22 protein-coding genes and 2 pseudogenes are annotated in these 20678 nt (G+C 63.4%); 17 read left to right on the forward strand and 7 right to left on the reverse strand.

What is annotated here, in order from left to right:
• Positions 1 to 1244, forward strand: a pseudogene (locus V7E26_RS18705) (hypothetical protein); the annotation flags it as partial.
• Between the two features lie 141 nt (positions 1245 to 1385).
• Here the strand turns inward: V7E26_RS18705 and V7E26_RS18710 are convergent.
• The gene (locus tag V7E26_RS18710; protein WP_324418727.1) at positions 1386 to 1640 is read right to left on the reverse strand and encodes a hypothetical protein; all 255 of its coding nucleotides are present in this window, start codon (positions 1638 to 1640) and stop codon (positions 1386 to 1388) included.
• A 40-nt stretch (positions 1641 to 1680) separates the two neighbouring features.
• Entirely contained in the window at positions 1681 to 1965 is a 285-nt protein-coding gene (locus V7E26_RS18715; protein ID WP_324418730.1) for a hypothetical protein, read from the reverse strand.
• A 69-nt stretch (positions 1966 to 2034) separates the two neighbouring features.
• On the opposite strand from V7E26_RS18715, the gene V7E26_RS18720 reads away from it, so the two are divergent.
• Both V7E26_RS18720 and V7E26_RS18725 read left to right on the forward strand, forming a co-directional pair.
• Positions 2035 to 2913 carry a DMT family transporter gene (locus tag V7E26_RS18720; protein ID WP_324418732.1) on the forward strand — a complete coding sequence of 293 codons (879 nt, stop codon included), beginning with the start codon at positions 2035 to 2037 and terminating at the stop codon, positions 2911 to 2913.
• Between the two features lie 106 nt (positions 2914 to 3019).
• A complete protein-coding gene (locus V7E26_RS18725) occupies positions 3020 to 3850 on the forward strand; it encodes an N-acyl homoserine lactonase family protein (RefSeq protein ID WP_324418734.1) in 831 nt (276 codons plus the stop codon).
• 25 nt (positions 3851 to 3875) lie between these two features.
• Here the strand turns inward: V7E26_RS18725 and V7E26_RS18730 are convergent, their stop codons facing one another.
• From V7E26_RS18730 to V7E26_RS18745, 4 genes are read right to left on the reverse strand one after another with little or no spacing between them, the layout of a single operon-like run.
• The gene (locus tag V7E26_RS18730; RefSeq protein ID WP_324418736.1) at positions 3876 to 5036 is read right to left on the reverse strand and encodes an MFS transporter; all 1161 of its coding nucleotides are present in this window, start codon (positions 5034 to 5036) and stop codon (positions 3876 to 3878) included.
• On the reverse strand, positions 5033 to 6199 hold the full coding sequence (locus V7E26_RS18735) for an MFS transporter (RefSeq protein ID WP_324418771.1): 1167 nt from the start codon (positions 6197 to 6199) through the stop codon (positions 5033 to 5035). The genes V7E26_RS18730 and V7E26_RS18735 overlap by 4 nt, the downstream gene beginning before the upstream one ends.
• Positions 6200 to 6250: 51 nt before the next feature.
• Positions 6251 to 7615 carry an NAD(P)-binding domain-containing protein gene (locus V7E26_RS18740; RefSeq protein WP_324418737.1) on the reverse strand — a complete coding sequence of 455 codons (1365 nt, stop codon included), beginning with the start codon at positions 7613 to 7615 and terminating at the stop codon, positions 6251 to 6253.
• Positions 7616 to 7670: 55 nt separating this feature from the next.
• Positions 7671 to 7988: an ArsR/SmtB family transcription factor gene (locus tag V7E26_RS18745; RefSeq protein WP_324418739.1), complete on the reverse strand. Its 318-nt coding sequence runs from the start codon at positions 7986 to 7988 to the stop codon at positions 7671 to 7673.
• Between the two features lie 104 nt (positions 7989 to 8092).
• Here V7E26_RS18745 and V7E26_RS18750 point away from each other — a divergent pair, with 104 nt between their 5' ends.
• The 7 genes from V7E26_RS18750 (at position 8093) to V7E26_RS18780 (ending at position 13068) form a co-directional block, all read left to right on the forward strand.
• Entirely contained in the window at positions 8093 to 8455 is a 363-nt protein-coding gene (locus V7E26_RS18750; protein ID WP_324418741.1) for an ArsR/SmtB family transcription factor, read from the forward strand.
• Positions 8448 to 8975: an arsenate reductase ArsC gene (locus V7E26_RS18755; RefSeq protein ID WP_324418743.1), complete on the forward strand. Its 528-nt coding sequence runs from the start codon at positions 8448 to 8450 to the stop codon at positions 8973 to 8975. Before V7E26_RS18750 ends, V7E26_RS18755 begins: the two co-directional genes overlap by 8 nt.
• Positions 8975 to 9658, forward strand: coding sequence for an MIP/aquaporin family protein (locus V7E26_RS18760; RefSeq protein ID WP_324418745.1), 684 nt, complete (start codon positions 8975 to 8977; stop codon positions 9656 to 9658). The genes V7E26_RS18755 and V7E26_RS18760 overlap by 1 nt, the downstream gene beginning before the upstream one ends.
• On the forward strand, positions 9655 to 10062 hold the full coding sequence (gene arsC, locus V7E26_RS18765; RefSeq protein WP_324418747.1) for an arsenate reductase (glutaredoxin): 408 nt from the start codon (positions 9655 to 9657) through the stop codon (positions 10060 to 10062). Before V7E26_RS18760 ends, arsC begins: the two co-directional genes overlap by 4 nt.
• Positions 10063 to 10109: 47 nt before the next feature.
• On the forward strand, positions 10110 to 11369 hold the full coding sequence (locus V7E26_RS18770) for an adenylate/guanylate cyclase domain-containing protein (RefSeq protein WP_324418749.1): 1260 nt from the start codon (positions 10110 to 10112) through the stop codon (positions 11367 to 11369).
• Positions 11370 to 11482: 113 nt separating this feature from the next.
• The gene (locus V7E26_RS18775) at positions 11483 to 12688 is read left to right on the forward strand and encodes an FAD-binding domain (protein ID WP_324418751.1); all 1206 of its coding nucleotides are present in this window, start codon (positions 11483 to 11485) and stop codon (positions 12686 to 12688) included.
• A 164-nt stretch (positions 12689 to 12852) separates the two neighbouring features.
• Complete coding sequence (locus V7E26_RS18780; protein WP_324418753.1) at positions 12853 to 13068, forward strand: hypothetical protein; 216 nt, start codon at positions 12853 to 12855, stop codon at positions 13066 to 13068.
• Here V7E26_RS18780 and V7E26_RS18785 read toward each other — a convergent pair.
• Positions 13065 to 14279 (reverse strand): multidrug effflux MFS transporter, encoded by a 1215-nt coding sequence (locus tag V7E26_RS18785; protein WP_324418755.1) that lies wholly within the window; start codon positions 14277 to 14279, stop codon positions 13065 to 13067. The genes V7E26_RS18780 and V7E26_RS18785 overlap by 4 nt on opposite strands.
• Before the next feature lie 242 nt (positions 14280 to 14521).
• On the opposite strand from V7E26_RS18785, the pseudogene V7E26_RS18790 reads away from it, so the two are divergent.
• The 7 genes and pseudogenes from V7E26_RS18790 to V7E26_RS18820 all read left to right on the forward strand — a co-directional run.
• Positions 14522 to 14734, forward strand: a pseudogene (locus V7E26_RS18790) (helix-turn-helix domain-containing protein); the annotation flags it as partial.
• Between the two features lie 317 nt (positions 14735 to 15051).
• A complete protein-coding gene (locus V7E26_RS18795; RefSeq protein WP_324418757.1) occupies positions 15052 to 15969 on the forward strand; it encodes a DUF1186 domain-containing protein in 918 nt (305 codons plus the stop codon).
• 101 nt (positions 15970 to 16070) lie between these two features.
• Positions 16071 to 16358 carry a type II toxin-antitoxin system ParD family antitoxin gene (locus V7E26_RS18800; RefSeq protein WP_324418759.1) on the forward strand — a complete coding sequence of 96 codons (288 nt, stop codon included), beginning with the start codon at positions 16071 to 16073 and terminating at the stop codon, positions 16356 to 16358.
• 7 nt (positions 16359 to 16365) lie between these two features.
• The gene (locus tag V7E26_RS18805) at positions 16366 to 16725 is read left to right on the forward strand and encodes a type II toxin-antitoxin system RelE/ParE family toxin (protein WP_324418761.1); all 360 of its coding nucleotides are present in this window, start codon (positions 16366 to 16368) and stop codon (positions 16723 to 16725) included.
• 691 nt (positions 16726 to 17416) lie between these two features.
• Positions 17417 to 18649 (forward strand): branched-chain amino acid ABC transporter substrate-binding protein, encoded by a 1233-nt coding sequence (locus tag V7E26_RS18810; RefSeq protein ID WP_324418763.1) that lies wholly within the window; start codon positions 17417 to 17419, stop codon positions 18647 to 18649.
• A gap of 117 nt (positions 18650 to 18766) precedes the next feature.
• Positions 18767 to 19714 (forward strand): branched-chain amino acid ABC transporter permease, encoded by a 948-nt coding sequence (locus V7E26_RS18815; protein ID WP_324418765.1) that lies wholly within the window; start codon positions 18767 to 18769, stop codon positions 19712 to 19714.
• The coding region (locus V7E26_RS18820; RefSeq protein WP_324418767.1) for a branched-chain amino acid ABC transporter permease at positions 19711 to 20678 on the forward strand (968 nt) is incomplete at its 3' end. The genes V7E26_RS18815 and V7E26_RS18820, both read left to right, overlap by 4 nt.

Consider the following 20678-nt stretch of genomic DNA (forward strand, 5'->3'; position numbering starts at 1 on the left):
CGTCGCTTGCGGCATCCTCGCTGTTCTCGGCTTCCGACAGCGATGGCGACACGATCACGGCCTACCGGTTCTGGGATTCCACGGCCGACGCCGGCAGCGGGCATTTTGCCATCAACGGGGTGGTGCAGGGCACCAATCAGAACATCAATGTTAGCGCCGCGCAGCTGGCGCAAACCACCTTCCAGACCGGCACCACTGCCGACGATCTCTGGGTACAGGTCTTTGACGGGACCGTCTGGAGCGCCTGGAAGGAGTTTCACCTGACCCCGCCGGTGAACCATGCGCCGGTCGTTGCGGCGACGGACCAGGCGGTGGCGAAGAATGCGTCGCTTGCGGCATCCTCGCTGTTCTCGGCTTCCGACAGCGATGGCGACACGATGACGGCCTTTCGCTTCTGGGATTCCACGGCCGACGCCAGCAGCGGGCACTTTGCCATCAACGGCGTGGTGCAGGGCACCAATCAGAACATCAATGTCAGCGCCGCGCAGCTCGCGCAAACCACCTTCCAGACCGGCACCACTGCCGACGATCTCTGGGTACAGGTCTTCGACGGGACCGCCTGGAGCGCCTGGAAGGAGTTCCACCTGACCCCGCCGGTGAACCATGCGCCGGTGGCGACGGCATCCGATTTCACGGCCACCCACAATCAGAACATTGCCGCTTCCAGCCTGTTCAGTGCGAGCGATGCCGATGGCGACACCATCACACAGTACCAATTTTGGGATTCGACGAGCGATCCCGCGAGCGGGCATTTTGTCGTGGGCGGGGTCGTCCAGGGCACCAATCAGAATATCGACGTCAGCGCGGCTCAATTGGCGAACACCACATTCCAGAGCGGTTCGGGCTCGGACGATCTGTGGGTCCGCGCCTTCGACGGCTCGACCTGGAGCTCGTGGAAGGAGTTCCACGTCAACGCGCCGGCCAATCACGCGCCGGTGGTGACCGGATCAGACTTCACCGCGACCGCAAACCAGACAACAGCCGTCTCGAACCTGTTCTCCGTAACTGACGTCGATGGTGACGCCATCACCAACTTCCAGTTCTGGGACTCCTCAACGAGCGGCTCCAGCGGTCATTTCGCCATCGGCGGCGCAGCCCAGGGCACCAACCAGAACATCGATGTCTCCGCATCTCAACTTGCGAACACCAGCTTTGTCGGCGGCACCACCCCGGATGACCTCTGGGTGCGTGCTTACGACGGCAATCAATGGAGCCAATGGCACGAGTTTCATTGGCTCGTGTGATGAGTTTTTTTTCGTCGAGAATTTGATGCTGTAGAGCGCGGCTGCGTGAAGGCAGGCTCACCAAAGGTCCGACAGGAAGATAGTCATTGCGCTTGCGACTCTGCAGACCATTGGAAGTCAGCCAGCGTCTTCGGCGCACAGCTACCAGATTGATTTCCGTCCGTCCGGGAGCGGGTCCATCACGCGCCGCTCGTCCCGCGTATGCGCCCATTGCGACAGCTTGATCTCGGGCGTGCGGGGCACGCTGCTGCCTGCCGAATGAAAAGCCAGTTGCTGGCTCGCCTGTACCTGGTATTTGGCGGCCTGCGCCAGCCAGTACCATTTCTTGTCGGGCTCGCTGAGTGCGCGTTGGCGGCACTCGGATTCCAGTTCGCGCAAGCGGGTCGCTTCGTTCATAACCTATTCCAGAGCCTGAAAGCTCCTCCCATCAGGAGCCTCAAAACCACGGGAAACCGGGTTTCCCGCCCGCCTTCATCGCAAGAACTTCTTGACGGCCCCCTATGCCAGATCGGGACAATTGATTGAAATTTACCAAGGGATTGACGCTTAATTTGCCGAAGTGGCGGATACCACCTGAAATTGCCGCAAAAGCGCGACTAAACGACCGGGAGCGCCCCTGACGCCGAGCGCGCCCATCGCGAAGATCGCTGCTGCCGCCAGTAGTAGCCATGGTGGCTGCTGACAAATGCTGCCAGCGTTCGAAGGGAGTCACGGTGATCATCAGTTTTGACTCGCCCACGCATGCGGCTGCGATCATATCTGCGGCAGACAAGTGCGGGGGGAGGCGGCATTGGGCGAGACGGTTGGCGTCGCGATCGCGTTGCTATCGAGCGCTCTTGGCGGGACGGCGGCGGCGATCACGCGCTATCTCGCCGGCAACACCGATCCGATCACGCTGGCGATCCTGCGCTGGGGCATCGGCTTCTGCTGCGTGCTGCCGGCAGCGCTGCTGCTCAAGGCGAGATGGCCGAAGCGACGGGATGTGCCTGCGGTCGCAGCCCTCGGCTTCGCTTTCTTCGGCGTGTTCTTCGTGCTCTACAACATCGCGATGTCCTACACGACCGCGGCGCGCGCCTCGCTGGCGCTGGCGACGCTGCCGCTGCACACCATGGTGGTCGGTGCGCTGCTCGGCATCGAGCCGCTGACGAAACGGAAATCGATCGGGGTCTGCATTGCCGTGCTCGGCGTCTTCGCCGCGCTCGCGACCGGATTGTCGGCGGCGCCGCCGGGCGCCTGGCGCGGCGAATTGATCATGACCGGCGCCGTGCTCTGCATGGCGTTCTACAACGTCTGGTCCCGTCCGTTCATTCAGCGCTCCAGCGCGCTCGGTTTCCTCACCGTCGGCATGGGGACGGGCGCTGTGGCGCTGATCGTGGCGGGATCGTTCACCGGTGGTGTCGGGGTTTTGAGTCAGTTCGGAGCGCCGCAATGGATCGCGGGACTTTACCTCGGTGTCGCCGGCGGCGCGCTTGCGTTCATCCTGTGGGTGCTGGCGCTGCAGCGGGCGTCGCCGACGCGCGTCGCCAACACCATGACGGTCAATCCGGTCGCGGCGGCGCTGCTCGCCACCCAGCTTGTCGGCGAGCCCGTTACGCCCAACCTCGTGGTCGGCCTCGTCGCGGTATTCACGGGCATATGGATCGCGACGTCGGAGGTGAAGAAGCCGTAGGTTCTCGCTATCAAAAATTCGTAAGCCGTCATGATTTGCGACGTCCCTGAGGTAGATTGAGCCGCCGGACAAAGCAGCCGGGTCGGTCAATGGCGGAGGAAGCAACATGAAACGAACAATCGATCTTGCTCTGGTGCTGTTGACGGGTGCGCTATCCATCGGTAGCGGCCATGCGCAATCGGGCAGTCCGGGCGTCGAGAAGCTCTACATCCTGAATTGCGGCGAAGGCGTCGCCGGCGACATCTCGCGCTGGTCGCCCGGCGTCAACGAAGGCAAGTCGATGGCCTTCGTCGACAACTGCTATCTGATCAAGCATGCCCAGGGCTGGTTCCTCTGGGACACCGGCGTCACCGATGCGGTCGCGGCAATGCCTGACGGCCTTGCGCCGGCCGATCCGCGGGCGATTCACTGGCGGCGGCCCAAGACGCTGGCGGCGCAGCTCGATCAGCTCGGTGTAAAACCGTCCGACCTCAAGGGGATGGCGGTTTCTCATACGCATCCCGATCATGTCGGCAATGTCGAGCTGTTCCCGACGACGATGCTGTATGTCCAGAAAGCCGAATATGAGTGGCCCGGCGCCAACAACCAGCCGCGCTTCAAGCCCGAACACCCCGTGACCAAACTGGAAGGCGATCGCGATGTGTTCGGCGACGGCAGCATCACCATCCTTTCCACGCCGGGGCACACGCCCGGGCATCAATCATTGCTGGTGAAATTGCCCAGGACCGGCGCGATCGTCCTGTCCGGCGATGCCGTGCACTTCAAGGCCAATTGGGACAATCGCGGCGTCCCCACCATGAACGCCAGCAAGGACGCAACGCTGGCCTCGATGCAGAAGATCTCGGACACGCTGACGAAGGAAAAAGCACAGTTGTGGATCAACCACGACAAGGCGCAGCGCGATGGCCTGAAGATGTCGCCGGAGTATTACGAATGAACGGGCGAGCTTGTCCGCATTCGGCTCATGGCTCCGGCCGTGGCGGTTCCTTGCGCAGCAGGAACAGCGCCAGCAGCGCCGCGATGCTGAGCGCCGAGGAGACGTACAGGACCCGCGCGCCCATGGCCTCGATCAGCAGGCCGAACAGCAGCGGCGCCGCCGCCTGCGCCATTCGCGCTGGCGCGCCGACGATGCCGAGCCGGTAGCCGTAATTCTCGGGCCCGAAGATCGCGAGCGGCAGCGTGCCGCGGGCAATGGTCAGGATGCCGTTGCCGGAGCCGTGGAAGATCGCGAACACGCTGGCCGCGCCGCCGCCGGCGAGGCCGAGGATGGCGGCGCCGATCGGATGCGTCAGGCAGGCCAGCCTGGTCGACACCAGCGGATGATAGCGGCTGAGAAAGCTCGCCTCGAAAATGCGGGCGGCGACTTGCGACGGCCCGATCAGCGCGCCGGCGAACACCGCCTGCGTGGTGGTAGCTCCAGCCGCCTCCATCAGGCGCGGCAGATGCGCCGCCATCGCGCCGGTGACGGTCCACGCGGCGGCGAACACGAAGGCGAGGATGATCATGGTGCGGTCGATCGGGATATGCGGCTTGACCGCCGCGGCCACCGCCTTCGCACGCTTCACCGCCGGCAACATCAACAGGTTGAGCGGCAGCCCGATCAGGATATGCGCCACCGCCCAGGCGAAGCAGGTGTTGCGCCAGCCGATGGTTTCGAGCCCCCACGCCGACAGCGGCCATCCGACTGTCGAGGCAAAACCCGCGATCAGCGTGATTCCGGTGATCGAGCGGCGCGCCGCGTCGCCATAGATCCGCCCGAGCGCGGCAAAGGCGGCGTCGTAGAGGCCGGCGCTCATGCCGACCCCGAGCAGCAGCCAGGCGACGACGAGAAGCGGTATCGACGTGGTGAAGCCGAGCAGCACGAGACCCGCCGCCAGCAGCAGGTTGGAGATCGACAGCACGGACCGGCCGCCGACCAGGTCGATCTGTCGTCCAATGCGAGGAGCGAGCAGGGCGGAAATCACCTGCGATGCCGAGAACGCGGCAAAGATCCAGTTCGAGGAGACGCCGAGATCGCGCGCGATCGGATCGGCCAGGATGGCCGGCAGATAGTAGCTCGATGCCCAGGCCAGCGTCTGCGTCGTGCCGAGCGCGATGATGATGGAAAGCTGGCTGCGGTTCACGTCGGCGTCTCTCGTCTTGACCAGTAAAGTGCCAGCGGCCCCAGCAGGATTCCCGCCGCCAGCACCGAAAATGCAGCCATCCATGCCGAGGCACTTTGCGGTCCACCCGCAGCGTCCAGCGCAACGCCCAACGCCCATGCGCCAAGCGCGGAAAGGCTGAAGCCGACGGTCGAATGCATCGCCATCGTCGCACCGCGATGGCTGGGGTCCGCCGCCATCGACATGCCGGAGGTCAACGCGCCTGAATCGGCGGGAACGGTGACGGCATAGATCAGGATCAGCGGCAGCAGCAGCCAGGGCGGCTTGTCGGCGAGAAGACCGATCAGAAGTGCAACCGCGGCGGAAGCGAACATCACGGCCGAAATGGCGCGGTGGCGGCCGAACCTGAGCGCGAATTCGTTGCCGAGAATGCTCGCGGGCATGGCGAGCAGGGAGAATACCACGCTGACCACGATCGGCGTCAGGATTGAAGCGGCGGAACTCTTTGCAGCCACGAAGGTCCAGAACGCGACGATCCAGGTCCTGATTCCGTACAGTTCAAAGCAATGCGCACCGTAGCCGAGCACAAATCCCATGGCCTGGCGGTTGTGGAGCACTGGCGCGAAATCAAGAAGCCGGCCCGACGTCGGCGCCGGCTTCACCGACCGCAACAGCAGGCATGCGGTGAGCATCACCAGTGGCCCGGCGGCGGTGACAAGAAACGCGCTGCGCCAGCCCCAGCCTTCGGCCACCAGTTGCGATACCATGAATGACAGGCCGACACCGAACGAGAAGCTCGACGTGTAGAGCGTGATGGCGCGGGATGAGTCGCCCGGCGCGAGACGGTCCGTCAGCGCTTTCAGGCCGGGCATGTAAGCACCCGCAAAGCCCACTCCCGCCACCGCGTTAAAAAGCGCGCCGGACCAGAGGCCGGTGGCGAACAGGCCGAACAGCAGCGTGCCGAGCGCGCTCACCGCTGAACCCGCGATCAGTATCCTGCGGGCATCGATGCGGTCGGTAAGCGTCGCCAATACCGGGACGGCTACCATGTATCCGGCCGCGCCCGAACCCGCCAGCAGGCCCGCCTGCGCGCCGCTCAAATGCCATTCCGGAATCAGGAATGCCGCGAGAATCGATGGCACGACCACATGCGGGAGCAAGCTTCCGAGCTGCCCCACGCACATCGTGACGATAACCGAGCGGCCTTCTAACGCGATCCCGTCCACTCCCCATTTTCAGGATGCGCAGCCGCATCCCGTCGTTCCCTGTTGCTTTGCCTTTTCATCCGCGACGCAGCACGCGTCAACATCCGATAATGCAGGACCGCCGCAGCAATTGCTGGCATCTGTTGCCGGCGAGCGGCTGCAGACGCCGGTCTCGGGTAGCACAAGCTCAACCCGCTCCGCTGCATTGCGGTCACCGGCGATGTCGGCGGCAATCGAGCGCACCTGCTCGTAGCCGGTGAGCATCAGGAAGGTGGGTGCGCGGCCGTAGGATTTCATGCCGGCGAAATAGAAGCCCGGTTCATCCTGCGCCAGTTCGCGCGCGCCGTGCGGCCGCACGGTGCCGCAGCTATGCTCGTTCGGATCGATCAAGGGTGCCAGGGCGACCGGACATTCGATCGCCGGATCGAGCCGGATGCGCAGTTCGCGGACGAAATCGAGGTCGGGCCGGAAGCCGGTCGCCACGATCAATTCATCGGCTGCAACACGGCGGGCGCTGCAGCCCGATATCGCTGCGATGACAAGGCGAGGGCCGTCGGCGATCAGGTGCGAAACGCGGAAGTCGCTTTCCATCTCGACACGGCCCGACGTCACCAGCGCAGCAAAGGCCGCGCCCAATTCGCCGCGGGCCGCGAGCTTGTCGTTCGCGCCGCCGCCGAATGCCTTTGCGGGATCGCTGCCGCGCAACAGCCAGATCGGCCGGGTGTCCGGCGCCTGTTCGGCGAGTTTCGCCAGATCGATCAGCGTGCCGATCGCGGAATGTCCCGCGCCGAGCACCGCAACCGTCTTGCCGGCATAGCGAGCGCAGTCGCTGCCGAGCAGATCGGGCATGCCGTATGCGATACGGCCACCGACATCCTTCTCGCCGATGGCGGGAAGGCCGTTGGCGCCTGCCGGGTTCGGTGAATGCCAGGTGCCTGACGCGTCGATGACAGCGTCGGCCTTTATGACTTTCGGACCTTGCCCGTTCTGATAGCGAATTTCGAACGGCGCCTTTTCTCGGCCTTTTGTTTTCATCTTGTCGAAGCCGACGCGGCTGATGCCGGTGACGCGGCTCGACGTGCGGATGCGCTGCTTGAGCGGAGTGTGGTCCGCAAGCGGCTCCAGATAGTGCTCAACCATTTCCGCACCGGTCGGGTAGCGCTCCGGTTCGGGAGAATTCCACCCTGCGGCTGCCAGCAGCCGCGCTGCGGCCTTGTCGATGTTGTATTCCCAGGGCGAGAACAACTGGACGTGGCCCCATTGCCGCATGGCGTGGCCAACACTGTCGCCGGCCTCCAGTACGATCGGCTCGAGGCCGCGCTCCAGCACATGGGCGGCGGCGGCAAGGCCGACCGGGCCGGCTCCGATGATCGCGACGGACTTGGCTTGGCTCATCACGTCCTCCTATAGAACTAGAAATATCGAAATAAGGCCGACAAAGCGCAGCGATTCATGCCGCGGTCTTGGCATCAGGTGTTTCGGCGCTTTCAGTGCAGCATTCGGAGACCAGAAAACCCACGAGTTCCCGCATCACTTCGTAATTGGCGTGGCAAACAAGCGTCGTCGCATCGCGCACCTGGGTCACGAGGCCAACGACCACCAGCGCCTTGATGTGATGGGAGAGGGTGGAGGGTGCGATTTTCAGCTTCTCTTGCAGCCGGCCTACCGCCAGTCCGGCGCCACCGGCGCGGATCAGCGCACGATAGATCTTGAGACGGGTCGGATTTCCCAGCGCTTCGAGGTGGGCTGCGGCGTCATCGAGTTTCATGCACGAAATGCTCGCACGGGAATCCAGTCCGGTCAACGATATTTCTAGAATTATCGAAATAAGGACGGATTGACGGCAGGTGATATATCGATATATCTCGATATATGGAATCAGAACGCGCCATTCTCGCGTTGGCGGCGCTTGCCCAGCCGACGCGGCTCGAAGTGTTTCGCCTGCTGACGAAGCACGAACCAGACGGACTTGCCGCCGGCGATATCGCCAGGACGATGGCAGTGCCTCAGAACACGATGTCGTCCCATCTGGCGATCCTCTCCCGTGCCGGACTGGTTACGACGCAGCGCGTCAGCCGATCGATCGTCTACCGCGCCGAACTCGCGGCGTTCAGAGCGGTCGTGTTGTTCTTGCTGCGCGATTGCTGCGACGGACGCCCTGAAATATGCGGGCCGTTGATCGAAGATCTTGCGCCTTGTTGTCCGCCAAAGACGAGGAGGAAGGCACATGTCTGAACGCATCTATAACGTTCTCTTCCTTTGCACTGGAAACACCGCGCGTTCGATTCTGGCGGAAGCGATCCTGCGCAGGGACGGACGGCGCAACTTCCACGCCTTCTCCGCGGGCAGCCAGCCGAAAGGGACGGTCAATCCATTCGCTCTCAAGGTGCTCGACCGACTTGACTATCCCACGGACGGATTGCGCTCCAAGAGCTGGGAGGAGTTCGCGCGCAGTGACGCACCCGTGATGGATTTCGTCTTTACGGTTTGCGACAACGCCGCGGGCGAGTCCTGTCCGGTCTGGCCGGGACAACCGATGACCGCGCATTGGGGCATCGAGGACCCGGCGGCCGTCGAGGGGACGGACATCGAAAAGGAAGCCGCCTTCGTCGCGGCGTTTCGCTATCTCAGGAATCGAATCGCCGCTTTCACGAGCCTGCCGCTCGAAAGCATCGACCGGTTGTCGCTTGGAACGCGGCTGCGCGATATCGGCCGCAGCGACGGCTCCACGTTTGGCAGGGACAGGGCGGGCTGATGTTTGAATTCGATCTGCCACGCCGCCTCGCGGCCGAAGGCCTCGGAACGGCGCTATTGGTCGCGACCGTGGTCGGCTCCGGCATCATGGCGGAAACCCTGACCAGGGACGTCGCGCTGGCGCTGCTCGGCAATACGCTGCCGACCGGCGCCATCCTGGTGGTGCTCATCACCATTCTCGGACCCGTTTCGGGGGCGCACTTCAACCCGGTCGTATCGCTGGTCTTTGCCTTGAAGGGCGAACTGACGCCGCGCGAAACGCTGCTTTACATCCTGGCGCAGATTGCCGGCGGCATTGCCGGGACCATGATCGCGCATGCGATGTTCGCGCTGCCCTTGATCGACATGTCGCTGAAGATGCGAACCGGCGGGGCGCAATGGTTTGCCGAGGCGGTCGCAGCATTCGGGCTGGTGGCGACCATCCTGGGCGGCATCCGATTCAACAGCGCGGCCATACCGTGGCTGGTCGGCCTCTACATCACCGCAGCCTATTGGTTCACCGCATCCACCTCGTTCGCCAATCCCGCGGTTGCCATCGCCCGCTCGATGACCAATACGTTTTCGGGGATCCGTCCCGTGGACCTGCCCGGTTTCATCGCGGCCGAAACAGGCGGTGCGCTCATTGCGCTGGCGGTGATGAGCTGGCTGCTCAGTGGCACCGCAATCAAGGAGGTCCGGCCATGACCGTCACGATCTATCACAACCCGGCCTGCGGCACCTCGCGCAACACGCTGGCCATGATCCGGCAGAGCGGCGAGGAGCCCGAGGTGATCGAATATCTGAAGACGCCGCCGAGCCGCGCGCGGCTGGTCGAACTGATCGGGGCGCTCGGCATCTCGCCGCGCGAGCTGTTGCGCGAAAAGGGCACGCCCTATGCCGAGCTTGGCCTTGCCGATCCCAAATGGAGCGACGACGAGCTGATCGATTTCATGATCGAGCATCCGATCCTGATGCAGCGGCCGATCGTGGTGTCGCCGAAAGGCGTGCGGGTGTGCCGCCCCTCGGAGCTGGTGCTCGATCTGCTCGACAATCCGATCGCGTCGTTCGTCAAGGAGGACGGCGAGGCGGTGACCCGCGCGAAGGGTTGAATGGTGCGAGGCTTTCACCCGTCACGATTGCGCGGCATAATGGCCGCATGGAACTCACGCCCCGTCTGCGCCTGACGAACTGGCTGGTCAGCCAGGGCCTCACCGGCACGCCCGAAAACGATTTGGTCCGCGGCTTCTGCGAGCGCTGCTGCGCCGAAGGGCTGCACGTGTCGCGCGGGATGGTGTTCATCGACACGCTGCATCCGATCTTCGAGGGGCGCGGTTTTCGCTGGAACGATGCCGAGACCAACGAAAGCGACGCCTTCGAATATGGCTCGACCAATGAGGGCGAAGCCGCGGAAGCCTGGCGCAGTTCGATCTTCTACCACATGCTCGAAAACGGCCAGCAGGAGCTGCCGATGGACCTCGCCGACGGCGGGACCAACCGCTTCAAGTTCGTCAACGAACTCGCCGACAAGGGCCACAGGCATCTGGTCGCCTATGTGCACCAGTTCGGCGAGGCCGGCGCCATGGGGCAGATGGACTGCGTCTATTCCTATTGGGTGACCCGTCGCGACGAGGGCTTTGGCGCGCAGGGGCTGGCGGCGCTGCGCGATCTCGTGCCGGTGCTGGGGCTGGCGATCAAGTCCGCTGCGCAGGCCGACATCACCAAGACGCTCGGCCGCGTCTATCTCGGGCGCGACACCGCCGAACAGGTGCTGCGCGGACGGATGACGCGCGGCGTCACCGAGAGGATCAACACGGTATTGTGGTTCTCCGACCTGCGCGGCTCGACCGCGATCAGCGAGAGCATCGACCCCGGCGAGATCATCCCGTTCCTCAACGACTATGCACAGGCCTCGATCGACGCCATCCATGACGCCGGCGGCGAGGTGCTGAAGCTGATCGGCGACGGCGTGCTGGCGATGTTCACCGATGAGAACATGGCGAAGGCCAAGCGCGCCGCGCTGCGCGCTGAACACCGCTTCCGCCGCAACATGCGGACGGTCAACGCGCGCCGCGCCGCCGAGGGGAGGCCGGTGACCTCGGCCCATGTCGGACTGCATGAGGGTGAGGTCTTCTACGGCAATATCGGCAGCGACGACCGGCTCGATTTTACCGTGGTGGGTCCGGCCGTGAACGAGGTCAGCCGCATCGCCTCGATGTGCCGCACGGTCGACCGCGAACTCCTGATGTCATCGGCGTTCCGCAACGGGCTCGACGCCGCCGGGCGAAACTACCTCGTTTCCACCGGCCGCTTCGCGCTGCGCGGCATCGGCCGCGCGCAGGATCTGTATACGCTTGATCCGGATATTACGGCGGACGAAGTGGTGGCGGGGAAGTACGAGCGGTACCTGGCAAACTGAAATGTGAACGGATATGCCGTCCGCGGTGGAACGCATCGTAGCGCTTGCGGGTTTTGGATATGGGTCCGTGAACCGGGCTCCCTCACATTACCCGCGCTCTGTGGTTTCCGGACATGAAGACAGTATTGATCTCGGGAGCAGGAATCGCCGGACCGACGCTCGCGTTCTGGCTCAGGGCAGCCGGCTTTGAGCCGACGCTGATCGAGCGCGTGCCCCATCTGCGCACTGGCGGCTACGTCATCGATTTCTGGGGGCTCGGATACGACATTGCCGAGCGCATGGGGTTGATCGCGGAGATCAACCGCGTCGGCTACCATGTGCGGGAGGTGCGGATTGTCGACGACAGGGGTCGGCGCGTAACCGGATTTGGAACCAGGGTGTTTTCGGAATTGACGGGCGGCCGTTACGTGACGCTCCGTCGCAGCGACCTGTCGCGGCTGCTGTTCGAGAAGATCAGGGGGACCACCGAGGTCATTTTCGACAACGAGATCGCCGGCCTTCAGCAACAGCCGGATGGCGTACGGGTTCGATTGAAGAAGGGTGACGAACGACGGTTCGATCTGGTTGTCGGCGCCGATGGCCTGCACTCGGCGGTTCGCGGCCTGACGTTCGGACCGCAGCGCGAGTTCGAGAAACATCTTGGCTATGTCGTCGCCGCGTTCGAACTGTCCGGCTATCGGTCGCGCGACGAGGATGTGTATCTGATGTACGGACAGCCCGGGCGCATGCTCGGTCGCTTCACTTTGCACGACGACCGGACGCTGTTCCTGTTCGTCTTCGGGGCGGATGGCGATTCGCTGCCCGGAACGCTGGATGGGCAGAAGGCCATGCTGCGGAAGATCTATGGCGAAGGGAAATGGGAATGTCCGCAGGTCCTGGAGCGACTGCAGGAAACGGACGATCTCTATTTCGATCGCGTCAGCCAGATCCGGATGGAAAGTTGGTCGCGAGGCCGCGTTGCGCTCGCCGGCGACGCCGCGTTTTGCGTTTCGCTGGTGGCCGGACAGGGCTCGGCGCTGGCCATGATTTCTGCCTATGTGCTGGCCGGCGAACTCGCCAGCGCCGGCGGACGTCACGAAGAGGCCTTCCGCAACTACCAGGCGCGGCTGCGCAGTTACATCAGCGCCAAACAGCAGGGCGCGGAGCGCTTCGCCTCGGCTTTTGCGCCGACAACCGCCGGCGGCCTGTGGTTTCGCAATCAGGTGATAAGGGCGTTCGCAATTCCCGGTCTGGCTCGGATCGCGGTCGGCCGGGATATCGCCGACACCCTGCGACTTCCCGATTACCATTGGCCCTCGCTACAGCAGTTTGCCGCCTGAAGCGGCAGCGCCCCGCTGTGTCGCGCGTGGCGCGGCGGGCTTGATTCACGTCAATGCGCCTCATACGGTCTGGGCGTATTCGCGATTTTCCGCCGTGAAACGCTGAAGGTTCTCGTCCACAGCGCCGTCGCGATCTGGTCCACAGCCAAACAAGAGAGGCCGGCATGTCGGCAACCGAAATCGCGACACGTCATTTCTCTGCCGCCATCGCGGACGCGGAGAGCACGGGCCTTGGGGCTGACAGCGTTTGCCGGGCGCTGCTCAGCTTCCTGGTCGCGAAATATCTCGAGAGCCGGTCCGTCGCCGACGTTCAGTCGGAGCTGCGATTTGTCGCCGACAATTGCGATCCCGACACGGATTTCATGTTCATGCGACCCTAGCGCGCCCTTGCTTGCAGCGAGTAGAGCGCAACGGCTGACAGCGCGAACACCGTCAGCACCACGCCGAGCGCGAACAGCGCCTCGTGCGAGATCGTGGCGGCGAGCCAGACGCCGATCGCGGCCGTCATCATCTGCCAGAAGCCGACCAGCGCGGACGCCGCGCCCGCCTTGTCACCGAACGGGGACAGCGCCTGCGCGGTGCCGAGCGGGTTGACGATGCCCATGCCGAGCAGGAAGACGCTCAGCGCAGCGAGATAGGACAGCAAGGTCGGGCTGTAGAGCGAGACCAGCAGCATCGCGATGCCGCCGGTGGCGGCCGCGAACAGCCCGCCGCGGATCGCGCGGCCGAGCCCGTAGCGCGGGGCCAGTCTTGTCGCGAGCATGCCCGCGGCGAACACGATGAGCACGGTGCCGGCGAAGAACAGGCCGAGCTGGATCGGCGTCAGGTGCATCGTTTCGATCAGGATGCGCGGGGCCGCCGAGAACATCGAGAACAGCCCGCCCATGATCAGGCTGACGGTGGCGGCCGGCACCACGAAGCGGCGGTCGGCGATCAGGCCGAAATAGGTTTTGGCGATGGCCAGCGGATCGAGCGGGGTGCGCGTCGCGTGATGGGTTTCGCCGAACACGGCGCTAAAGGCTGTGGCGCCAAGCGCCGCGAAACCCGCGACGAGCACGAATTCGGAGCGCCAGCCGAAATAATGGTCGAGCGCGCCGCCGAGCAGCGGCGAGAAGCCCGGTGCGGCCGCCATCGCGATCATGATCAGCGCCATGGCGCGGGCCAGCGCCGCGCCGGAATACATGTCGCGGGCGATGGCGCGGGACAACACCGAGGTGGCGCAGGCGCCGGCCGCCTGGACCACGCGCCCGACCAGGAGGCTGGTCAGGTCGGTCGCCAGCGCGCACCAGACGCTGCCGGCAAAAAACACGGCGAACCCGATCAAGACGGGCCAGCGCCGGCCGTAGCGGTCCGAGATCGGCCCGACCGCGAGCTGGCCGACCGCGAATACCGCAAGGAACACGGTTATCGCCGAGGTCACCGCCGCACTGGTCACGTTCAGCGCCGTCGCCATCTGCGGCAGCGACGGTAGCAGGATGTTGGTAGCGAGCGTCCCGGTGGCGGCCAGCGTCGCCAGAACGGCGATCTGCGCGGCGGTGGAAGACGTCTCCGAGCGTGGGCTGGCGGCGACTACGGCGGTCTGGTCGGTCATGGCGGTTTTGCTTTATTGAGATGATGATCATCATATAAAATGGATTGCAAGAGCGCCAGTGGGTGGAGCGGCTTTGGAATAAATTGCTCGTGCTGCCGTCATTGCGAGCAGAGCGGAGCAATCCATCTATCCGCGGAGAGAAAAAATGGATTGCTTCGCTGCGCTCGCAATGACGTTCCCTGCGGCGACCGGCGGACTAGCACCCACTTTCCCTGGGAAGTGAGTCATGATTCAACATCGGGATGATACCCGAAGCAAGAGAAGTCCACCTTTCGAGGAAGGATCGCAAGGTGCTTGAGGAGCGTTGCCGCTCACCGCTGACGTTGCAGCGCGATTTGAAGCGGGCGCGGATCGTTCTTTTGGCGGCGGCCGGTCGCAGCACCCGATCGATCGCCAAGGAGGTTGGGGTCCAGCCGCGGATTGTCAGCCTTTGGCGCCATCGCTATGCGGACCATGTCCGAACCGCCAACGCAGGGTAAAAATGATGTCGCGCCAAGGGTCGATGCGGGCCGAACAGCCGCATCCAACGTTCGCCGTCTTGCAGGCAAATGGCGCGCCGCGGCCGATGAAGATGGGCACTATGGCTTCGCTGTGGCGCTATGATTGAATTTTCGATCCCACGCCACGGTTCGCTGCCACAACCATCGAACTTCGGGACTGCGACGCCAGCCGACCGGGGCCTGTGGAGAAATCAGCAGGCAACGCATCCATGCCCGCGCGCCTTTGTTAATAATCCTCAGACCGTCGCAGGCGAACGATTCGCGAGCAGAGCATGGATGCCGCCCAGATTCTCGACCGACTAGGCGACCGGCCGGGTCTCCCGGTTGAAGCCCTCCGCGCCGCCGGGGCGGACCGGGCATCTGCAGTGCCGATCTTCCTCGACGCGATCGCGCAAATCCAGGTGCCGAATGGCACAGCGATCCCGCCAGACGCCATTTTCCTTGTGTTCCACCTGCTCGGCGAGTGGCGGGAGAAATCGGCCTACCGACCGCTGGCGATGCTCCTGCGCTGCCCGCCTGATCAAGTCGACTTAGTTTTTGGTGGCGCCGTCACTGAGACCACGCACCGCGTCATGGCTGCGGTTTTTGATGGCGACCCCGATCCACTCTACCAAATCATCCTTGACGCCAATGCTGACGAATTCATCCGGTCCCGCATGTGCGAGGCCGTCGCTATGGCGGCGTTCTACGGTGGGTTGCAGCGCGCAGAAGCCGCCCGGTTCCTTCGCGCCTGTTACTCCGAGCTTGAGCCGCAGGCCGAATGCTTCGTCTGGAGCGGTTGGCAGAGCGCCGTTGCCTTGCTGGGCCTTGCCGAACTCAAGCCGCTCGTCGAGCAAGCGTTCGCGCGACGCTTGATAAGTCCGTCCTGGCTTTCCTTCGAGGATTTCGAGCAGGACCTCGAGCTTTCAATCGAAGATCCTGCAGCGCTACCCCATCGCTCACGTGGCGAATTCAGCCTGTTTGGCGACACCATTGAGGAACTGTCGAGTTGGTATTGCTTCAGCCCAAAAGCGCAAAGGGACGCAGAGCGTCGGCTAGCCCTGCTTGATAGGCCTGTGCCGCCTCATCGGGCGATCAATCCGTTCGGGAAAGTCGGCCGGAATGAAGCGTGTCCGTGCGGCAGCGGCAGGAAGTTCAAGAAATGCTGCCTCCTGAACGAATTTGACGCGACCGCGCTACGGGCAGGTTGAGAGCGCTGCTTGCCAAGGGTACGCGCCAACATTCAGGTTGATGTGACCCGGGATCGCATGGCATATTATGCCATAAGCTCAACTTTCGAACGAGGATGCCAGTGCCCACGAGGAATGTCGTGCTGACCGAGCGTCAGGAAGAACTCCTTGAGACCCTCGTCAAGTCCGGCCGCTACCAGAACGCCAGCGAAGTGCTGCGCGATGGGTTGCGGCTCGTGGAGCAGCGCGAAGCGGAGGATGCTGGCAAGCTGAAAGCCCTGCGGGCGGCGGCTCGCGCCGGTGTCGGCGCGTTGGATCGAGGGGACTTCAAGGAATTTGAGTCGGTCGAAGAGTTGCAAACCTATTTGAATGACCTTTCGGAGAAGGTCATCTCCCGAACCGCCGAATAGAGCGCTCATGGCCGAGCGGAGATGGCGCGTTCGTCTCGGCGCTGCCGCAGAACTCGACTTTGCCAACATCCTCAAATGGACCGCTGAGAATTTTGGCACGCGAAAAACTCGCATCTATCGGGACACGCTCGTTCGGGCGATTGGCGAACTCGCCGACGGTCCCGATGCCGCCGGCTCAAAGGCCCGTGACGACATCATGGCAGGCCTTCGCACGCTCCATATTGCGCGACGGGGTCGTCGTGGAAGTCATTTCCTGATGTACCGGGCAGCGCCAAACAGCACGATCGAAATCGTGCGTATTCTCCACGATAGAATGGACCTTCAGCGCCACGTTCGACCTGCTCCCGACGAGAGTAGCGGAGCATGACCGTCCCGTACATGTGGATACGACAGCGTGCTCTGGCGTAGAATTGCAAGTGGCGCGCCGCGGCCGACGAAGTTGGGCACTATTGTTTCGCCGTGGCGCTATGATGCGGCATCCGGATTTGCGGAAAAAGCCCAAGGCACAGGGCGCACCGGCCGCGAGGCCTGGTGAATCCCGTTTCACGACCGTGATGCAACTGGACCGGATCGACGGCCTATCGCCGAGATTGTTTCGTGCCACGCTTCGCCATGTCACGGTTCGCGAGGCGCCGTGCGCGCCTGCCTGGGCCTGCGGGAAGCGTCGGCCAGCTGACGATCGGCATCGACGAGAGCCGCAGCCAGCATATCAGGCCGGGGAGCGATTTCACTATGGCCGCTCGATTGCTGCGGCCCGAGACTAATCCGGCTGATGCTTACCAACCGGCCAGTTCCGGCAATTTCACGAGCAGCGATCTTCAAAGGAAGGGGCGCGGCCGATCGCCGCGTGGAGCGCGACGCGCTCCTCATCATTCACGCTGCAGTTCGGGGAAGTGGAACTAAACTTCCTGTTCGACGATTTTGGCATGATCTTCGCCGAACGCTGCGCCTGCCTCTGAGCTTGTCAGCCAAGACTTATTCTGCACAGTATCGTTCCAAATAGTGCCGCACCTGCGGCCATCCATCAACAAAGTCGATAGTCAGCGAGGAAGCGAATAATGCGCAAATTAACTCTAGCCATCGCCCTGATCGTCCCGATGCTCGGTCACGCTGCGTGGGCCGAGGAAACCATCAAGTTCGGCTACATCGATCCGTTGTCCGGCGGCGGGGCAAGCGTCGGTGAAGGCGGTTTGAAGACGTTCCAGTATCTGGCCGACGAGATCAACGCCAAGGGCGGTATCCTGGGCCGCAAAATCGAGATCCTGCCCCTCGATAACAAGACCAACCCGCAGGAGAGCCTGGTGCAGGCGCAGAAGGCGATCGACGCTGGCGCCCGCTACATCACGCAAGGAAACGGCTCGTCCGTCGCCGCAGCGCTGTCCGATTTCGTCACCAAGAACAACACGCGCAACCCCGGCAAGGAAGTCCTGTACTTCAATTACGCCGCCGTCGATCCGAGCCTGACCAACGAAAAGTGCAGCTACTGGCACTTCCGCTGGGATGCCAGTTCGGACATCAAGATGGAAGCGCTGACCAGCTATATGAAGGCCACCCCGTCGATCAAGAAAGTGTACCTGATCAACCAGGACTATTCGTTCGGCCAGTCAGTGCGCACCGATGCCCGCAAGATGCTGGGCGCGAAACGGCCCGACATCGAAATCGTCGGCGACGAGTTGCACCCGCTGCTGAAGGTCACGGACTTCTCGCCCTATGTCGCCAAGATCAAGGCGTCCGGCGCCGATAGCGTCGTCACCGGCAACTGGGGTCAGGACATCGCGCTGCTGCTCAAGGCGGCCGCCGATGCAGGCCTGAAGGTGAACTGGTACACCTATTATGCCGGCGGCGCCGGCGGCCCGACGGCGATCAAGCAGACCGGTCTCGACCACCAGGTGTTCCAGATCACCGAGGGCTTTGCCAATTCGGGCTACCAGCCCGCGATGGACTATGAAAAGGCCTTCCGTGCCAAGGTCAACATGTCGCTCTGGTATCCGCGCGCGGTCAACGAGATGCGCATGTTCAAGGCCGCGGCCGAGAAGGCGAACTCCATCGATCCGGTGAAGGTGGCAGCGGCGCTCGAGGACCTCAAGTTCGAGGTGCTGGACGGCGGCCAAGGCTTCATGCGCAAGGACGATCATCAGTTCTTCCAGCCGATCTACATCTCCTCCTTCGGCAAGCTCGCGGCGAACGAGCCGTTCGACGAGGAAGGCACCGGTTGGGGATGGCATCTGGTTTCCAAGGTCGATACGCCGCAGACCATGGTCCCCACGACCTGCAAGATGAAGCGGCCGTAAACCAAAGGACGTTCGCCTTCCCGCTCCCGGTATCGGACCGCGGGAAGGCAACGGCCCGAATACGGGGCCGACGATATCGGCCAACGTTGTCTGGCCCTGGATAGCTGCGAGAGCGCCGTGCTTGAACTGATCGTTATATCGACGCTGAACGGTGTGCTGTTCGGCATGCTTCTGTTCCTGCTGTCGAGCGGCTTGACCGTCATCTTCAGCATGATGGGCGTACTCAACTTCGCCCACGCCAGCTTCTATATGCTTGGCGCCTTCTTCGGCTTTCAGCTCACGAAGTGGATCGGCTTCTGGCCGGCGCTGGTGCTCGCACCGTTGCTCGTCGGCGGCATCGGCATGGCGGTGGAGCGCTACGGCCTGCGCAACACCCACAAGCACGGCCATGTCGCGGAGCTGCTTCTGACCTTCGGTCTTGCGTTCGCGATCGAGGAAATCGTGGCGATGATCTGGGGCAGGAGCCCTGTCGACTATCGCGTGCCCGAGCTGCTGGACTTTCCGGCCTTCACGATTTTTTCCACCAACTATCCCGCCTACAAGATCTTCATGCTGGCCGTGTCGGTCGCGATCTTCGTCGCGCTGCTGATCGTTCTCAAGCGCACCCGGGTCGGCCTCATTGTCCAGGCGGCGCTGACCCATCCCCACATGGTCGGTCATCTCGGCCACAATGTCGGCCGCGTGTTCATGCTGGTATTCGGCGTCGGCTGCGCGCTCGCCGGGATTGCCGGCGTTATTGCCGGCCCCGCGCTGGTGACGCAGTCCGACATGGCGGCGGCGCTCGGGCCGATCCTGTTCGTCGTCATCGTGTTCGGCGGCCTGGGATCCCTGCCGGGTGCCTTCATTGCATCGCTCGTCATCGGCCTGGTGCAGACCTTCGCGGTCGCGTTGAACGGTTCACTCGCCAGCGCCTTCGGCCCGCTCGACCCGGCGATGGGGCCCTCCGTTCTCACCGACATCTGGAACGTCACGGTCGCGCAGGTCGCGCCGATCGTTCCCTATGTCCTGCTGGTCCTCGTGCTGATTTTCCGCCCGATGGGCCTGATGGGGACGCGCGAGTCATGACCGCAGCAACGACCTCCACCAACAGCGCTGCGAAGCCCGCGGGGGAAGCCTTGCGCTTCTACGGCGTCTGGGTGATCGGCATCATCGCGCTGATCGTACTGCCTCTGGTGTTCTCGTCGGGCGGATCGTTGACGTCCTTCAGCCTGATCGGGATCGCGATCGTCTTCGCGCTTTCCTACAACATCCTGCTCGGCCAGACCGGTCTGTTGTCGTTCGGTCACGCCGTTCACTACGGCCTCGGCGGCTTCGCCGCCTGCCATGTGATGAATGCAGCGGCTTCTCACGGCTGGCCAGTACCGCTTCCCTTCATTCCATTGTTCGGCGGGCTTGGCGGTCTCGCTTTTGCGATGGTTGTCGGCTGGGTGATGACCAAGCGCGCCGGCACCGTGTTCGCGATGATCTCGCTCGGGATCGCCGAACTGGTGGCTTCCTCCTCGCTGATCCTGCGTTCGGTGTTCGGCGGCGAATCCGGAATCTCGACCGACCGCACGGCCTTGCCGCATATGTTCGGATGGACCTTCGGGCCACAGCTTCAGGTCTACTACCTGATTGCGTTCTGGCTGGTGATATCAGCCATCGCGATGTACGCACTGACACGGACGCCGCTGGGGCGGATCAGCAACGCGGTTCGCGACAATCCCGAGCGCGTCCAGTTCATCGGCTATGATCCTCACGTCGTTCGCTATATCGCCTTCTGCTTCGCCGGATTCTTCGCCGGCATCGCGGGGGGATTGACAGCGATCAATTTCGAGATCGCCAACGCGGCCTATCTCGGCGCGATTCAGTCCGGACTCGTGCTGTTTTCGACCTTCATCGGCGGTGTTGCCTATTTCTTCGGGCCGATTCTCGGTGCGATCCTGGTGACGTATCTGCAGCTCGGGCTGACCAGCGTCACCAGCGTGTGGCAGCTCTATTTCGGCATCATCTTCATCGGCATCGTGATGCTGTCGCCGGGCGGCATCGC

Source organism: Bradyrhizobium sp., assembly GCF_036735945.1.
GTDB lineage: Bacteria > Pseudomonadota > Alphaproteobacteria > Rhizobiales > Xanthobacteraceae > Bradyrhizobium.

Bases quoted from the DNA above. Each gene is read 5' to 3' on its own strand.
- V7E26_RS18775 (WP_324418751.1), top strand. From the start codon at position 11,483: ATGAAGACAGTATTGATCTCGGGAGCAGGAATCGCCGGACCGACGCTC.
- V7E26_RS18740 (WP_324418737.1), bottom strand. From the start codon at position 7,615: ATGAGCCAAGCCAAGTCCGTCGCGATCATCGGAGCCGGCCCGGTCGGC.
- V7E26_RS18735 (WP_324418771.1), bottom strand. From the start codon at position 6,199: ATGTGCGTGGGGCAGCTCGGAAGCTTGCTCCCGCATGTGGTCGTGCCA.
- V7E26_RS18760 (WP_324418745.1), top strand. From the start codon at position 8,975: ATGTTTGAATTCGATCTGCCACGCCGCCTCGCGGCCGAAGGCCTCGGA.
- V7E26_RS18725 (WP_324418734.1), top strand. From the start codon at position 3,020: ATGAAACGAACAATCGATCTTGCTCTGGTGCTGTTGACGGGTGCGCTA.
- V7E26_RS18770 (WP_324418749.1), top strand. From the start codon at position 10,110: ATGGAACTCACGCCCCGTCTGCGCCTGACGAACTGGCTGGTCAGCCAG.
- V7E26_RS18710 (WP_324418727.1), bottom strand. From the start codon at position 1,640: ATGAACGAAGCGACCCGCTTGCGCGAACTGGAATCCGAGTGCCGCCAA.
- V7E26_RS18780 (WP_324418753.1), top strand. From the start codon at position 12,853: ATGTCGGCAACCGAAATCGCGACACGTCATTTCTCTGCCGCCATCGCG.
- V7E26_RS18810 (WP_324418763.1), top strand. From the start codon at position 17,417: ATGCGCAAATTAACTCTAGCCATCGCCCTGATCGTCCCGATGCTCGGT.
- V7E26_RS18805 (WP_324418761.1), top strand. From the start codon at position 16,366: ATGGCCGAGCGGAGATGGCGCGTTCGTCTCGGCGCTGCCGCAGAACTC.
- V7E26_RS18750 (WP_324418741.1), top strand. From the start codon at position 8,093: ATGGAATCAGAACGCGCCATTCTCGCGTTGGCGGCGCTTGCCCAGCCG.
- V7E26_RS18795 (WP_324418757.1), top strand. From the start codon at position 15,052: ATGGATGCCGCCCAGATTCTCGACCGACTAGGCGACCGGCCGGGTCTC.
- V7E26_RS18715 (WP_324418730.1), bottom strand. From the start codon at position 1,965: ATGATCACCGTGACTCCCTTCGAACGCTGGCAGCATTTGTCAGCAGCC.
- V7E26_RS18785 (WP_324418755.1), bottom strand. From the start codon at position 14,279: ATGACCGACCAGACCGCCGTAGTCGCCGCCAGCCCACGCTCGGAGACG.
- V7E26_RS18745 (WP_324418739.1), bottom strand. From the start codon at position 7,988: ATGAAACTCGATGACGCCGCAGCCCACCTCGAAGCGCTGGGAAATCCG.
- V7E26_RS18755 (WP_324418743.1), top strand. From the start codon at position 8,448: ATGTCTGAACGCATCTATAACGTTCTCTTCCTTTGCACTGGAAACACC.
- arsC (WP_324418747.1), top strand. From the start codon at position 9,655: ATGACCGTCACGATCTATCACAACCCGGCCTGCGGCACCTCGCGCAAC.